This window comes from Micromonospora sp. WMMD710 (assembly GCF_029626045.1).
Lineage (GTDB): Bacteria > Actinomycetota > Actinomycetes > Mycobacteriales > Micromonosporaceae > Micromonospora.
Genome location: NZ_JARUBD010000001.1, coordinates 4,341,960 through 4,356,561, shown reverse-complemented (window position 1 = coordinate 4,356,561; position 14,602 = coordinate 4,341,960). Strand labels below are relative to the sequence as shown.

Annotated in this window: 11 protein-coding genes and 1 pseudogene; 5 read left to right on the top strand and 7 right to left on the bottom strand. The window is 72.0% G+C overall.

Annotated elements, in window-relative coordinates; all coding sequences use genetic code 11:
• Window positions 1–21: 21 nt before the first annotated feature.
• Window positions 22–798, bottom strand: coding sequence for a DUF4352 domain-containing protein (locus tag O7620_RS20065; RefSeq protein WP_278124396.1), 777 nt, complete (start codon window positions 796–798; stop codon window positions 22–24).
• Between the two features lie 302 nt (window positions 799–1,100).
• The gene (locus O7620_RS20060) at window positions 1,101–1,757 is read right to left on the bottom strand and encodes a 4'-phosphopantetheinyl transferase superfamily protein (RefSeq protein ID WP_278124395.1); all 657 of its coding nucleotides are present in this window, start codon (window positions 1,755–1,757) and stop codon (window positions 1,101–1,103) included.
• Window positions 1,758–1,941: 184 nt separating this feature from the next.
• Here O7620_RS20060 and O7620_RS20055 point away from each other — a divergent pair, with 184 nt between their 5' ends.
• Window positions 1,942–2,211 carry a hypothetical protein gene (locus O7620_RS20055; protein WP_278124393.1) on the top strand — a complete coding sequence of 90 codons (270 nt, stop codon included), beginning with the start codon at window positions 1,942–1,944 and terminating at the stop codon, window positions 2,209–2,211.
• Between the two features lie 52 nt (window positions 2,212–2,263).
• Here O7620_RS20055 and O7620_RS20050 read toward each other — a convergent pair whose 3' ends face one another.
• The 3 genes from O7620_RS20050 to O7620_RS20040 form a co-directional block, all read right to left on the bottom strand.
• A complete protein-coding gene (locus O7620_RS20050; RefSeq protein WP_278124392.1) occupies window positions 2,264–3,046 on the bottom strand; it encodes a peptidase in 783 nt (260 codons plus the stop codon).
• Window positions 3,046–4,332: a VWA domain-containing protein gene (locus O7620_RS20045; RefSeq protein ID WP_278124391.1), complete on the bottom strand. Its 1,287-nt coding sequence runs from the start codon at window positions 4,330–4,332 to the stop codon at window positions 3,046–3,048. The genes O7620_RS20050 and O7620_RS20045 overlap by 1 nt, the downstream gene beginning before the upstream one ends.
• A gap of 354 nt (window positions 4,333–4,686) precedes the next feature.
• On the bottom strand, window positions 4,687–6,348 hold the full coding sequence (locus tag O7620_RS20040; protein ID WP_278127074.1) for a phospholipid carrier-dependent glycosyltransferase: 1,662 nt from the start codon (window positions 6,346–6,348) through the stop codon (window positions 4,687–4,689).
• Between the two features lie 132 nt (window positions 6,349–6,480).
• On the opposite strand from O7620_RS20040, the gene rsmI reads away from it, so the two are divergent.
• The 3 genes and pseudogenes from rsmI (at window position 6,481) to O7620_RS20025 (ending at window position 10,111) form a co-directional block, all read left to right on the top strand.
• Entirely contained in the window at window positions 6,481–7,329 is an 849-nt protein-coding gene (gene rsmI / locus O7620_RS20035; protein ID WP_278124390.1) for a 16S rRNA (cytidine(1402)-2'-O)-methyltransferase, read from the top strand.
• A 909-nt stretch (window positions 7,330–8,238) separates the two neighbouring features.
• A pseudogene (locus O7620_RS20030) lies at window positions 8,239–8,397 on the top strand (IS982 family transposase); the annotation flags it as partial.
• A 409-nt stretch (window positions 8,398–8,806) separates the two neighbouring features.
• Window positions 8,807–10,111 carry a hypothetical protein gene (locus tag O7620_RS20025; protein ID WP_278124389.1) on the top strand — a complete coding sequence of 435 codons (1,305 nt, stop codon included), beginning with the start codon at window positions 8,807–8,809 and terminating at the stop codon, window positions 10,109–10,111.
• 9 nt (window positions 10,112–10,120) lie between these two features.
• Here O7620_RS20025 and O7620_RS20020 read toward each other — a convergent pair whose 3' ends face one another.
• Window positions 10,121–11,233 (bottom strand): hypothetical protein, encoded by a 1,113-nt coding sequence (locus tag O7620_RS20020; protein WP_278124388.1) that lies wholly within the window; start codon window positions 11,231–11,233, stop codon window positions 10,121–10,123.
• A gap of 158 nt (window positions 11,234–11,391) precedes the next feature.
• Between O7620_RS20020 and metG the strand changes: the two genes are divergently transcribed.
• Window positions 11,392–13,194 (top strand): methionine--tRNA ligase, encoded by a 1,803-nt coding sequence (gene metG / locus O7620_RS20015; protein ID WP_278124386.1) that lies wholly within the window; start codon window positions 11,392–11,394, stop codon window positions 13,192–13,194.
• A gap of 46 nt (window positions 13,195–13,240) precedes the next feature.
• Here the strand turns inward: metG and O7620_RS20010 are convergent, their stop codons facing one another.
• Complete coding sequence (locus O7620_RS20010) at window positions 13,241–14,488, bottom strand: hypothetical protein (protein WP_278124384.1); 1,248 nt, start codon at window positions 14,486–14,488, stop codon at window positions 13,241–13,243.
• Window positions 14,489–14,602: the final 114 nt, after the last annotated feature.

The following is a 14,602-nucleotide window of genomic DNA, read 5'->3' as shown; positions in this document are numbered from 1 at the left end:
GGGTCGGCCCCACGCCTGGGGTCACGGCTTCCAGGAACCGGCGGTCTCGAACTGGTGCTGGTACTCCAGCACCCCCGAGGTGTCGTGGACGTCGAACACGACGCTGCCGGTCTGCCGGGTGCCGGCGGTCAGGTCGTTGCCGGCGGGCATCGGTTTGCCGCAGCCGGAGAACGCTCCGCCGATCGCGTTCGTCTCGGTGCCGTCCGCGGCGACCCACTGGAAGGAGAGCGGGTTCGTCGCTGCGGTGCCCTTGGTCACGGTCACCGTCACGTCGGCGATCACGTACATGCCCTCGTCCGGCTTGAGACCGTACGACTTGCAGGGCTTGGTCGCGGTGCTGAACTTCGTCACGGTGATCTCGACGGTGCCGTCGTCACCATCGATGACCAGGGTGTCGCCGGCGGACATGTTCCGGGTGTCGCCGTTTGCCGAGCGTGGGGTCGACTTCGGCGCGGCGGCCGGCGGCTGCCCGACACCCCGGGTGACACCCGGCGTGGGCAGCGCGTCGGTCACCTCGTTCGCGGCCCGGTTCGCGCCGATCACCACCGCGACGATGCCGCCGGCGCAGCAGAGCAGGGTGAGTACGGCAGCCGTGACCGCGACGGCCACGACGGTCCTCTTGGAACTCTTCGGCTGGACGGGCGGCGGCATCGTGAGCGGATAGCCCGGCCCGCCGGCTGCCGGGTACGCGCCACCGGAGAACGGGGGCTGCGGCCACGCCTGGTCGGGTGGTGCCGTGCTGGCGTACGGCGGCGGTGGCACGGTCTGCGGCGCCCACTGGCTCGGTACGGCCGTCACCGGCGACCCCGGGACCGGAGGCGCGGAGACCGGAGGCGCGGAGACCGGAGGCGCGGAGGCCGGAGGCGCGGACACCGGCGGCTGCGGTGTCGCCGGGTTCGGCTGCGTCGACGGTTCCGGGTTCGGCTGCTGGCGGTCCTGCGGCCCGACGGGGGGCTGGGGGTGGGTCACCGTACTCCTTGACGCCTCGGTACGTGCGGTTCGGGAACCCGCCGACGTTACCGTGCGTCGCCCACCCTCCTGTCGTCGCGCCGGATCGCGTCCACCCCCGGCGGGATCCACCAGGGTGGACGGTGGGAACGTCAGCGCAGCGGAAGGACGGCCGCGGTACGGATCAGCCCCTCGGCGACCACGAAGCGACCGCTGATCGTGGACGGCGGATCGGCGACGTCGGCCGCGTCCAGCCGGGCCGGAGCGATCCGAGCCGTGAACGTGCCGGCGTCGGGATCCACCTCCAGCCGGGCGTCGTGGAAGTCCAGCCAGCTGCCGACGACCGGGTACCAAACCTTGTAGACGGTCTCCTTGGCACTGAACAGCACGACCGGCCAGGAGATGCCGGCGGGCAGCCGCGCGCACGTCTCCTCCTCCTCGGGCAGCAGCACGATTCGTCGTACTCCGGCGTTGATCTCGCGGTGTTGCTCGGCGTCCATCCCGACGGACCGGATGTCGGTGCGGCGCGCCGCGGCGGCGGCGCAGTAGCCGGTGGTGTGGGTGATGCTGCCGATCACCCCGGCCGGCCAGACGGGCGCGCGGTCGGCGGCGGCCGGGACGGCCGTCGGCGGTAGGCCGAGGCTGGCCATGGCCCGCCGGGCGCAGACCCGCCCGGCCGTGAAGTCCCGTCGGCGGGTCTGTACCGCCTGCTCGCCGAGGCACGCCTGTTCGGCGGCGAGCAGTTCCCCGGCCCAGTCGTCGGGGCCGGCGACCGCCACGGCGACCGTCGGCGGCAAAAGGTCACGCACGGTCGCCACCTACTGGCGGGTAGGAAGGAGGCGTCCGGCCGATCGTCAAATTTCCGACTCCCACGACGGGAGAAGCTACCGCAAAGATGTAACACCGGAGGGACGCGTCGCGCTCTCCTGATGGCTCCGGGGGGACCACCATCAACATCTGGCTAGCCCCGTATACGTCTGGAGAGGACCTGCGATGACCGATGGTGCCCGATCGCCGGGGGGACGGGTTGACGACCACGCCCCGACGACCCCCGGCTGGAGCTGCGGCTCCTGCGGGGACGAGTGGCCGTGCGCGACGAAGCGTGATCGGCTGCTGGCGGAGTACGGCGGCGACCGGGCGATGCTCAGCGTCTATCTGGGCTCGTGTCTCGCCGCCGCCACCGAGGATCTGCGCGCCGCCCCGGTGACGTCGCTGCAGGATCGGTTCATCGGCTGGCTGCCACGCGGCTCGCGACGGGTCTGAACACGCCGGTGGCCCCGCCGTCGGGCGGGGCCACCGGGCGGGGCGGGTCGGCTCAGGCGCGCCGGGGCCGCCGGGTCAGGGCGAAGCCGACCACGCCGGCCACGGCGGCGAGCACGCCGCCGACGCTGGTCCAGATCCAGCGCGAGCCGAGGTCCGGCAGCCAGTCCGCCGGCCAGTCACTGTCCTCGTCCGCCTCCGCTTCCACCGGAGGTACGGCGTTGAGCACCGTGCCCGCCTTGGTGTTGGGCACCAGGGGCGCGGCCAACTCACCGTCGTCGGCCGAGGCGCCCCGGTCGGCGATGGTGCCGACCAGCAGGTCCACGTCGATCGGCGCCCCCAGGTCCGGCTCCGGCAGGTCGATCACCGAGAGCCGGATGACGTACGTGCCGGGCAGCGGATCGGCCGACCACGGCTCGGCCCAGGGCCGTACCTCGCGCAGCGTGCAGCCCAGCGTCACGCTCGACGCCTGCGCGTCCACCGTCGGGGTCTGCGCCCCGGCGGTGCACGCCTGGCGCCGGCGCAGTCCGTCGAACACGTCGACGGTCCAGGTGGAGGCGCCGCCTCGGGCCTTCGGGAAGGTGACGGTTGCGTTGATCTCGTGCACCTGCCCGGCCGTCGCCGGGAACGACCAGTACAGATGGTCGCCGATCGAGGCGTCCACCCGTACCGGCTGCCCGGCGGTGATCGGGGTCGCGCTGAGAAACGAGGTGCCGGCCCGGTTCACCGGCGTGGCACCCGGCGAGGGCGTTGGTGCGGCGACGGCCGCCGCCGGCAGCAGTGCGGACCCGCCGGCGACGAACAGCGCGGCCAGCGTCCGGAGCAGTGCGGTACGCATCAGTTCTCCCTCCAGGTGGCGACCCACCAGCGGGTGAGCAGGCCGGCGAGCAGGCCGGTGAGCAGTCCGGCCACGGTGAGCAGGGCGAGCAGCACCCAGCCCCGGCCGAGGTCCGGCCCGTTCGGTGCGGGTGCGGCGGCGACCACGTCGATGGTCAGCTCCACCGGCATGCCCGGGGTCGCGGCGGTGCCGGGACGCGCGGCGAACGAGTTGCTCACCACCAGGCACACGGTGGTGGGTTCCACGACCGGCGCCGAGGTCTGCTCGGCCTCGTCGGCGTCCTCGTCGTCGGCGGTGGCCGACCAGCGCAGCCCGGCGGAGAGCACGTCGGCCCGTCCGCTGCCGGCGTCCGCGCCACGGACCAGTTCCCGACCGTCTGTGGCGGTGGCCCGCAGCAGCACGCCGTAGTCCCGGTTCACCGGCCGGTCCAGCGCCATGCTCACCGACGCGCGCAGCTCCTGTCCGGGGCGTACCGGCACCCGGTACCAGCGGTGCTCGGAGAACGCCTCCCGGTCGGCGTACACGCCGGGTGCGAGCAGCGGCGCCGAGTCGCAGGCGTTCGCACCGCCGACGACGGTCGGCGCGCGGGTGTGCGTGTCGCCGGCACGCTCAACGAGCTGTTTGATCCGGTCGGTCAGCTCCTCGGCGCTCTGCGCGGCCGTGTAGGTGCCGCCGGTCGCGCCGGCGATGCACAGCAGCTGCCGGCGGACCTTCTCGTCGGGCGCCAGGCCGAGCGTGTCGACCACCAGGCTGGTGCCCTTGGCGGCCAGCTCCCGGGCCACCTCGCACGGGTCCGGTGGGGCGCAGGTGTCCTCCCCGTCGGTGATCAGCACGATCCGGCGGGTGGTGGCGCCGGTGCCCAGGTCCTCCGCGGCGGACCGCAGTGCGAGCCCGACCGGTGTGAACCCGGTCGGCCGCAGTGTCGCGACCGCCGCCTTGGCCGCGGACCGGTCGACCGGGCCGACCGGCACGATCTGTTGTGTGTCCTGGCAGCCGACCTTCTTGTCCTTGCCCCGGTAGGTCGCGCCGAGCACCCGGATGCCGAGCTGGGTTTCCTCCGGCAGTGCGTCGACCACCTCGTTGAACGCCTGCTGCGCGACCGAGATCCGGCTGCGCCCGTCGATGTCGGCGGCCCGCATCGAGCCGCTGACGTCGAGCACCAGTTCGACCCGGGGCGGCTCGGCCACCGGCTCCTCGTCGTCGGCCGCCGCCGGGGCCGGCCCGCTCAGCGCGGTGGTCGCCAGCAGTCCGAGGAGGACGGCCGTCGATCGTCTGAAGTTGATCACGGCCCGCAGTGTAGTGAGATCCACTTTGGATGATCACTGGGGTGGCGGGGTTCGAGACCAGTGCCCCGATCAGGGCGCGGACCGGCGCGTCCCGCGCTCTGGGTCCACGGTGGGTCACCCTCGGTCAACTGCCGAAAGACAACTAACGGTCCGGGCGCCATCCGTCGGAAATCTGACCCAAGTTGACCCGTTGTGCCGGTGGTGCGCCGTGGTTAAGCTCTTCATGCGCGCCCCAATCGCCCGCTTCCCCCGTGGCAGGCGATCGGGGCGCGCGTCTTTGTGCAACGGGCCCACACGCTCCAGAGCGTGTGGGCCCGTTTCCGTCGCGCTGAGCGGCGCGTCGCCTGCCGATGCTTATATCCAGCGACCGTCCAGCCACATCCGGGCCAGCCAGTCCGAGTACGGGATGAGTTTGCCGACGAAGATCGGATAGAAGTACGCGAAGCACAGCGCCACCAGCAGCACGTACGCCCCGGCCGCGATGCTGCCGACCAGCCGGCGTTCGTAACCCGGGTCGCCCGGGACGAGCGGAGCCACCTCACCGACCTCGCCGCCGGCCGGGGCGATCAACGCACCCAGCACGTACACCACGGCGAGCACCAGGAACGGCAGCGCCGGCGCGGCGTAGAACGAGAACATCGTCCGGCCGTCGAGGGCGAACCAGAACCAGGGCAGCAGCCCCGCCGCCACGCTGAGGAGGATCGCGCCGGCCCGCCAGTCCCGGCGGGCCACGCCCAGCCAGACCAGCGCCACCAGCGCGGGCAGGAACGACCACCACAGCAGCGGGGTGCCGAGCAGCAGGATCTCGGAGGCGCAGCTCGGCGCGCCGCAGGCGCCGTCACCGGACCAGTGGAACGCCACCGGGCGACCCAGCAGCAGCCACTGCCACGGCCACGACTGATACTTGTGCGCGTCGTCGAGTTGGGCGTGGAAGCCGTACGCCGCCCGGTGGTACTCGAACAGGTTGATCAGCGGACCGACCACTGGGGCGTCGCTGAGCGGGGCGTTCGGGTAGGACGACGCGAGCCGGTAGTAGCCGTCGTCGCTGAGCAGCCAGCCCGACCAGGTGGCCAGATAGGTGCCCACCATGACCACGCCGGCCAGCACCAGCCAGGGCAGCTCGTCGAGCAGAGTGTCCCGCCAGGGCCGGCGGACCCCCGCCGAACGGCGGACGCCGACCTCCCAGAGGAGCACCAGCAGTGCGAAGGCCGGCACGAAGTACAGACCGCTCCACTTCACCGCGCAGGCGCAGCCGAGTAGCACCCCGGCCGCCAGCCGCCACCACGGCCAGGTGCGCCAGCCGCCCGGTGGCCGGCCGGCGCGGCCCGGCCGGCTCGGGTCGAGCCCGTCGTCCAGTGCCCGCGCCCAGCGCCGACGCCGGGCGTCCCGGTCGAGCACCAGAGCACCGAAGGCGGCCAGCACGAAGAAGAGCAGGAAGATGTCGAGCAGCGCCGCGCGGGACAGCACCAGGTGGAAGCCGTCCAGGGCGAGCAGCAGGCCGGCCGCGCAGCCCAGCACCGTCGAACGGAACATCCGCCGGCCGATGCGGACGAGCAGCAGCACCGACAGCGTGCCGATCACGGCGGCCGAGAACCGCCAGCCGAACTCCGGCGCGGTGGTGAACAGGTGCCCGGGGACGGTGACCCGTGAATCGGCGTCCTGGTAGCCGAAGGCCCACTCGCCGACGCCGATCAGCCACTTGCCCAGCGGCGGGTGCACCACGTACGACGGGACGTTGTCCTTGTAGTTCCACTCGACACCACGGCTGATCAGCCCGTAGGCGTCCTTCGCGTAGTACGTCTCGTCGAAGATCTTGCCCTTGGGGCTGGACAGGCCGACGAAGCGCAGGATCGCCGCGATGGCCACCACCACGGCGGTGGCGAGCCACGAGTAGTGGTCCAGTCGGCCGTCGACGGTGGCGAACCGTCTGCGGACCACGGCGGCCACACCGCCACCGCCGGCACGCGGTGTGGTGGGCTCCGCATCGGGGCTGTGGTCGGTCGTCACCTCGACCATCTTTGCCGGGTCGGCGCTCGGGCTCTGCGCTGTCGACGCACTCGTCACCCGGCGATCGTAGGCTGCCAAGGTGTCCGGTGGCGCCCGTCGTCCCTGATACCGGTATCCGCTGTCGATGAAGGAGACGAATTCGTGGGTGAAATGTCCGAAGCTGGACGCCTGATCCTGCTCGGCGCCCCGCTCGGCAACCCCGCCGACGCCTCGACCCGGTTCCGGGAGGTGCTCACCAGCGCCGACGTGGTGGCCGCCGAGGACACGCGTCGCCTCACCCGGCTGGCCCGCGACCTCGACATCACCATCGGCGGCCGGATCGTCTCCTACTTCGAGGGCAACGAGGAGCGCCGCACCCCCGAGCTGGTCGAGGTCATCCTCGGTGGATACGTGGTCGCGCTGGTCACCGACGGCGGGATGCCCAGCGTCTCCGACCCCGGCTACCGGCTGGTCCGTGCCGCGCTCGACGTCGGCGCGCCGGTCACCGTGGCACCCGGGCCCAGCGCGGTGACCACCGCCCTGGCCGTCTCCGGGCTGCCCTGCGACCGGTTCTGCTTCGAGGGTTTCCTGCCTCGCACCCCCGGCGCCCGCCGGACCCGACTGCGGGCGCTCGCCGCCGAGGAGCGCACCCTCGTCTTCTTCGAGGCACCGCACCGGATCGGCGCGGCGCTCACCGACCTGGCCGACACTTTCGGCGCCGACCGGCCCGCCGCGCTCTGCCGGGAGCTCACCAAGACCTACGAGGAGGTGCTCCGCCGCCCGCTCGGCGACCTGGCCCGCTGGGCCGCCGAGGGGGAGCCGCGTGGAGAGATCACGCTGGTGGTGGCCGGTGCGCCGGTGACCCCGCAGGAGCGCCCCGACGACGACACCTTGCGCGCGGCGGTCGCCCAGCGGGAGGCGGCCGGCCGGTCGCGCCGGGACGCCATCACCGACGTCGCCACCGAGTACGCGCTGCGCCGCCGCGACGTCTACACGATCGTGCACAGCTGACCCGCGTCGCCAGCGTGACGCGGGTCCGTGCGGCGGCCGGCGTGATCCTCCGGGATCAGGCCGGCCGCGTGGCTGGTGGCCCGGCTGGCGTGCGGGAATAACCGCGTCGGGTGCCGACCGGGACCAGCCGTTCGCTTCTCAGGCCAACTGCTGAACCAGACGTGAGCGGATTTCCGTTGGACGTGTACGTGGTGTCTCCCGACAGGAAGGAACGTTGACTGTGGATCCCAGGGAACAGGCGTCACGTGATCAGGCGGCACGTGAACAGGCGGCACGTGAAAAGCCGTTACCTGAAGAGGCGGTACAGGCGTTACGGCAGGTGCTGTTACACAAGCTGGAACGACGCGAGCTGGAACGACGCGAGCTGGAACGACGCCAGCTGGAACTACGCCGGCGGGAACTACACCTGCGGGAACGACGCGGGCGGGCGAACCCGAGCCAGCCTGCCAGTACGTTTGCGCATGATATGTCGGCTCAAGCCAGGTCTTTGGTCAGACAAGCGGACAAAGCAGCCCAGGAGCGGGTGGATAATAGGTATCTGGACGAAGCAGCCAGGACTGCCGCGAGACGCAAGGAAAGTGTGGAGGAGGAAAGGGCCTATCTGGCCCTCAGAGCCGGGTTGCATATGGCAAGTGCGGCGAGACTACTCCGAGGCGAAGCGGCAGCCCTCGGGTCGACGGCACTGCCCTCGGCCTCGTCACGATCGGCACTCCCCAAACCAGCGGCGACGAATGTCTCTCGTGACCCGTCAGCCTCGGCCTCGAATCCGACTCGCCGATAAGGCCTGGACGGGTAAGTCCTAACGACCCTGGGTGGTGGAGATAGACGAAGGTGTTGAGGGCCAGTTTGTGACGACCGGCCCCAACACCCTTCTAACCGCACCGTAGGTGAAGGTCGATGGCTGTCTACGCGGAACTGCTCACCCTGGCCGTGGCTCAGGCTCTGCTCGGCGTGCGGCCCGAAGCCCGCTGGCTGCGGTTCGCCCCGGGGGATCTGCCCGGGGTGTTCCCATGCCTGCCCGGGCAGTCCGGCTGCAACAAGCGGTTGCGTGCGGTGGTGCCGCTGCTCAAGCGAGCGATCCGCGTGGTCGCGGCGGACACCGACCTGTGGACGGACACACCGTCCTCGACCTGGTCGGCGTCATCGGCGAACAGGTCCTGGTGAAACTGCTACCGGAACGCCGCGTCCGGACGAGAACCCCCATGATCAAACGCTCCAACTCCCAGTACCAGGCCCGCAGACCGACCATCGACCGTCGCACTTACAGGCCCCCACCAACATTGACGTCATCACCGACGAACCTTGACGAACCAGCCGCCGCCCTAACTGAACGGCGTTGGGTCCTGGGTGATGGTGCAAAGCCCGGCGGCACTGGGGCCGTCCGGAAAGACGCGACTATCCTGCGGTGAATTCTGGGTCTCGATCTGTTCATCAGGAGGCCGAAGGGTGTTTATTCCGGGTACCTAGCGTGTGGTGGATGATCGGCGAGAACAACGGCCAAGGAATCGCTGCGTCTGCCGCAGTCATGTCGTCACGGGAGTCCACCCCGGAGCCGCCGCGACCACTGACCCCGTTCCCTGTCGAGATGGTCCACCAGCTTGCGGCCGTCACGTTCGGTCCCGCGAAGCTGGTGAGCCTGCCGCCGGCTCCCGCCACGCCGCGGACGCCAACCCCGGTACCGACCCGGGCGCCGGAGCAGGCCACCGATTCGAGGTCAGCCGTCGCCACCGAGGCGCTTCAACCCCTTGACGCCCCGCACGCGTGGCGCCAGGGCGGCGCTGCGGATGACCTCGAGCGGAATCAAGTCCGTCAGCCGGTACCAGCGGCGCGGAGCAGGGTCGGTGACGTCCCGAAGGCCGTTTTCGCCGCCCTCGCGACTGCCGGGCCGTTGCTGTCGACGGCTGGTCAGGACCGGGACGCGGTCGCCGGTGCCGTGGGCATGGCAAGCGCGACGGCGGTCGGGGACGCGATCAACGAGATCTGGAAGTGGGGCCGTGCCGCGAGCAGGTACGAGGTCAACGTGCCGAAGATCGCCGCAGGTGTGGTCACCGCCGGCGGCATCGTCGCCAACGCCGTAGGCGCACAAAGGGCCATGCATGTCGTACGCGCGGGCGGTTTGATCACGCAGTCCGCCGGCCTCGGCCTCAAGGGGGTCGGCGAGTGGTGGAAGTCGGAGAACGGCTGGAAACTGATCCCGGACGGCGACTACGCGAAGGCCGCTGGCGCCTTCTTCGCCGTAGCCGCCCCGATCCTGCAGAAGCGGGCCGTGGAGCTGCAGAGGCAGCTGGCGGAAACCGGCGTGGGAACACCCATTCCCTTCGCCGCGGCCTCGGCCGGTATGGCCGGATCAACTGCGGCGGGTGAATTTTTCAGCGAGGTCGGCAAGGGTTTCTTCGCGGACGGATTCACCCAGGGAATCAAGCTCGGCAAAATCAACATTCCGAAGATCCTGGGTGGCTTCTTCGGGATGGTGGGCGCTGGCGTCATTGCCGCGGGCACGGCCACCGACAACCGCGCCGCGCGCATCGCCGGCTTCACCATTCAGGGGTTGGCCCTGCTCACCAAGGCGGTCGGTGAAGCCCACAAGTGGGAGGACCACCCGTGGGGCAGGCCGCAGAACTGGATCTCCACCCCTGTGCCGCAACAAGCCGGAGACATCGCGGCAGCGGCGACACTCACCGGCCGCCGTCCCACGGCCGGCCCGCCGCGGGGCGCTGACCTGGGACCTGCACGGGTCACTCACGATCACGGAAACTCGCCGGTCCGAGCCGCAGCACGCTGAGTCGGCGGCTCACCAGGCGGCGGCGAGGAAGCCGAGGGTGATCAGCGCCGGGCCGGCGAGGGCGGCGGCCACCGCCCAGCGACGGTGTCGCCGCCCCGGTAGTCGGGTCGACCCGGTCCATCGGGCGATGCCGGCGGCGCAGCCGATGACCATCAGCAGGCCGGGCAGCCAGCGCAGGTGCCGGCCGACGCCGGTGTCGGCGTACGCGGTGCCGCCGTCCGGGCCGGTCATCCGCGCCGGCAGCGAGGTTCCGGGTGCGTCCCGTCCGTCCGGTACGCCGCTGACCCGTACCCCGTGTGCCAGGAACCGCCCGTCGTCGGCCGTGAAGATCCCCCGGCACCGCTGGGTGAGCCCGCCGCCGGTGCAGTCGTCGATCAGCACCGTGCCGACGCGGGCGTGTCCGACCGCGAGCCAGAACGGGCCGGCGCTCACCCAGGCGAAGAAGGCCACCACCAGACTGAGCAGCACCAGCACGGTCAGCCCGGGCAGCGGGTCCGGCGGTCGGGGGGTACGCGCCGCCGAGCGGCGTCCCGCCGGCCCGGAACCGCGCTCCCGCTCCGGCGCGGCGTCCTCGCGGACCGGGGTGCCGTCCCAGTGCACCTGCTCGATCGGTGCCCAGAAGGCGCTGTCGTCGGTCGGCGCGTCGCCGTCGGAGCGGCGGGACCCCCGGTGCCACCGGCTCTGCTGCCGGACCGGCACCCGGCGGGGCACCGCGTCCACCGGGGCCCCCGTCGTCGGCTCCACCTCGACGACCTCCACCGGATCATGCCCGGTCGGCCCCGAGCCGGCCGCCGGGCCGGGTGGTGCGGGCCGGGCCGGGCTGGGTACCGGCGACGCCGGTGTGGGTCGGGCCGGGGTGGGTGCCGGCGCGGCGGGTGTCGGGCGGGCCGGGGTCGCAGCGAGCCCCGCCGCGCCTGCCCGCCCCGCTGGTGTGGGTCGCTGTTCCCCGGTGCGGGCCGGGCTCGGGCGCGCGTTGCTGCCCGGGTCGATGCCGGGCACCACCCGGGGCTGGGGCGCGACCCCGGCGCTCCGGGATCCACCGGCCCCGGAGCCGGCGTCGTCGTCCACCGCCGGCCCGGTGTGCCGGTCGTCGTGGTCCCGGGCCGCTCGTCTGCCAGTCACGACGTTCATTGCACACCGGTCGGGGAGGCGGAACGGGCAGCTCGGCCGCGTGTCGGCGACAAATCGGACCATTGGTCGAGGTCGCCGATCCGGTCCGCCGGCCCGGCACCCCCTATTGGTTCGCGGGCGCCCCGGACGGGTCACTAGGCTTGCTGCTCATGAGTCACGTTCTCGCGGCAGTGGCCTGGCCGTACGCCAACGGCCCCCGCCACATCGGCCACGTCTCCGGTTTCGGCGTTCCCTCCGACGTCTTCGCCCGGTACATGCGGATGGCCGGCCACGACGTGCTCATGGTCTCCGGCACCGACGAGCACGGCACCCCCATCCAGGTGCAGGCCGACGCCGACGGGGTCACCCCGCGCGAGCTGGCCGACCGGTACAACAGGGTGATCGTGGAGGACCTGCACGGCCTCGGCCTCTCCTACGACCTGTTCACCCGCACCACCACCCGCAACCACTACGCGGTGGTGCAGGAGCTGTTCGAGGGGATGTACCGCAACGGCTACATCGTGCCGAAGACCACCATGGGCGCGATCTCCCCGTCCACCGGGCGCACCCTGCCCGACCGGTACATCGAGGGCACCTGCCCGATCTGCGGGTACGACAGCGCGCGCGGCGACCAGTGCGACAACTGCGGCAACCAGCTCGACCCGATCGACCTGATCGACCCGAAGTCGCGGATCAACGGGGAGACCCCGAAGTTCGTCGAGACCGAGCACTTCTTCCTGGACCTGCCCGCCCTGGCCGAGGTGCTGCGGCAGTGGCTGGACACCCGGGACGGGTGGCGGCCCAACGTGCTGCGGTTCTCCCGCAACCTGCTCGACGACCTCCAGCCCCGGGCGATCACCCGGGACCTGGAGTGGGGCGTCCCGATCCCGCTGGACGGCTGGCGGGACCGGCCGGACAAGCGGATCTACGTGTGGTTCGACGCGGTGATCGGCTACCTGTCCGCGTCGATCGAGTGGGCCCGGCGCTCCGGCGACCCCGAGGCGTGGCGCAGGTGGTGGTCCGCCGACGGGCAGGGCAAGGACGCCCGGTCCTACTACTTCATGGGTAAGGACAACATCGTCTTCCACTCGGTGATCTGGCCGGCGCTGCTGTCCGGATACTCCGGCGAGGGCTCCCGCGACGGCGAGCCGGGCGAGCTGGGCCAGCTCAACCTGCCCACCGAGGTCGTCTCCAGCGAATACCTGACCATGGAGGGGCGCAAGTTCTCCTCGTCACGCAAGGTGGTCATCTACGTCCGGGACTTCCTGGAGCGCTACGACGCCGACGCGCTGCGCTACTTCATCGCCGCCGCCGGTCCGGAGAGCAACGACACCGACTTCACCTGGGCCGAGTTCCTCCGGCGCAACAACGACGAGCTGGTCGCCGGCTGGGGCAACCTGGTCAACCGGTCCATCTCGCTGACGGCGAAGAACTTCGGCGCGATCCCGCCGGTCGACCCGGCCGGGCTCACCGAGGCCGACGAGGCGCTGCTCGCCGTGGCCCGGGCCGGCTTCACCACCGTCGGTGACCTGATCGGCCGGCACCGGCAGAAGCAGGCGATCGGCGAGGCGATGAGGGTGGTCGCCGAGGCCAACAAGTACCTGTCCGAACAGGCACCGTGGAAGCTCAAGGACGAGGCCGACAAGCCCCGGATGGGCACCATCCTGCACGTCGCCCTCCAGGTGGTCAGCGACGCCAACACGCTGCTCACCCCGTTCCTGCCGCACTCCGCCCAGCAGGTACACGAGCTGCTCGGCGGCACCGGTGTGCACGCGCCGATGCCGGTCATCGAGCAGGTCGACGACCTGGACGGCGGGCCGGGGTACCCGGTGCTGACCGGTGACTACACGGTCGGCGCGCGCTGGGAGTCGGTGCCGCTGGAGGCGGGTCGGCCGCTGGCCGCGCCGAAGCCGGTGTTCCGCAAGCTCGACCCGTCGATCGTCGACGAGGAGCTGGCCCGACTGGCCGGCTGAGCCGACGAGGCCGCGCGGCGGAAGCACGCCTCACCGCCGCGCGGCGTCACATCGCGTACCGGGTGTCCATCACCTGGTCGTCGGTCACCTCGGCGCCCGGTGCCCAGGTCTCGTAGACGCCGCGGTCGTGGCACTGCGCGCCGGTGGTGATCACCGCGTCCGGGTCCGGGAAGCGCAGCCGCAGCCGCAGCCAACCGGCCTCCTCGCGCAGCACCAGACAGGGCACACCCCGCCATTGGGCGAACCGGAGCCGGCGGGCCACCGCGTCCACCGGGTAGCGCGCCGCCCGGGTCATCGCCAGCACCCGGAACCCGCCGGGCAGGTCCGCGACCGCCTCGTACTCGGTGTCACCGTGCATGCCGACCAGTTGCGTGGAGCGCAGCGCGTCCCCGGTCGGCACGTACTCCTGGTCCGGGGAGAGACCCGGCACCGCGGCGAGCAGGTGCCGCCACTGCGGGCCGACCATGCGCAGCCAACCGCGCTGCTCGGCCTGGTAGGTGTAGAGCACCACCTCCACCCCCTCCGCCGGGTAGGCGAGCAGGGCGGCGTTCGCCGGCATCGGCAGGTCCGCGAAGTCCCGGGTGATGAACTCCGGGATGAGCTGGCCGGTGCTCGGCACGAAACCCGTGCCCAGCACCGGTGGGCCCAGCCGGTCCCGGGACGCCAACGCGGTCAGTCCCCGGTGCGCCTCGCCGGCAGGCACGTCGTAGTCGCCCGGGTCGGCGGCCCGCCAGCGCAGCGCGTACGCCACGTCGGAGCCGTCCCGGCCGACGTCGCCGTCGGTGCGCAGCACCGTGGTCGCAGTCTGCGTACGCAGGTGCGCCACGTCGTGTTCCCGGTAGCAGAAGCCGTGCGGCAGCCAGCCCCGCACGTACCCGGCGAGCTGGCGGGCGGAGAGCACCTTCACCATCCGGGTGCCCCGCCGGACGACCGCCGATGCGCGTGCCGCGACCAGCAGGGGATCTCCCGCGGCGGCCGGCTGCTGGCTGAGTTGGTGCAGCTGCGCCCAACCCCGCTCCCGGTGGGCGGGCATCATCAGCGGAGTCTCCGGCTCCTCGGCCGGTTGCGTCGCCCCGTGGACCGCGGTCACCTCGGTGACGTGCACGAATCGGCGCCACGGCAGGGCACTGCCCGGTCGGGGCGCCCACTCGAAGCCGGGCACCTCGTCGGCGCTGAACAGTTCGTACGCGGCGCCCCGGGCGACCTCCTCGGCCGGGTACACGCCGCCGCCGAACGCCACGCGCAGCCCGGTGCGCTCGCTGGCGGCACCGCTGGCCTGAGGGGTGACGCTCACGCCGCCGCCTCGCTCCTGTGCCTCATGGTTCGCTCGCTGCGCTCGCTCACCGGGCGACGGTAGAGTCGCGCGGCGTAGTCGAGGTGAACGCCGGGTGGCGGGCGGGTGGACAGC